Origin of the sequence: Streptomyces sudanensis, from assembly GCF_023614315.1 — a bacterium.
Taxonomy (GTDB): domain Bacteria; phylum Actinomycetota; class Actinomycetes; order Streptomycetales; family Streptomycetaceae; genus Streptomyces; species Streptomyces sudanensis.
The window spans coordinates 1,916-2,229 of record NZ_CP095474.1 but is presented as its reverse complement, the minus strand read 5'-3'; the positions used below and the strand labels follow the sequence as shown (position 1 = coordinate 2,229).

General features: G+C 76.4%; 1 pseudogene. It reads left to right on the top strand.

The annotated features are described in order from the left end of the window. Positions 1-61: 61 nt before the first annotated feature. A pseudogene (locus MW084_RS00015) lies at positions 62-254 on the top strand (type III polyketide synthase); the annotation flags it as partial. Positions 255-314: the final 60 nt, after the last annotated feature.

Here is a 314-nt window from a genome sequence, read left to right as displayed (position 1 = left end):
AGACGGCGAAGTCGACGCCGGCCTGACACCGGCCGACGTCGACTTCGCCGTCTCGTGCACGGTGACCGGCCTGGCCGTCCCCTCACTGGAGGCCCGGGTCGCGGCGGAGATCGGCCTGCGCCCCGACGTGGTGCGCCTGCCCCTGGTCGGCCTGGGCTGCGTCGCCGGCGCGGCCGGCATCGCCCGCCTCCGCGACCTGCTGCGCGGCCGCCCGGACGGGGTCGCGGTGCTGATGTCGGTCGAGCTGTGCTCGCNCACCTTCCAACGCGAGGACACCTCGGCCGCCAACCTCGTGGCCGGCGGCCTGTTCGCGG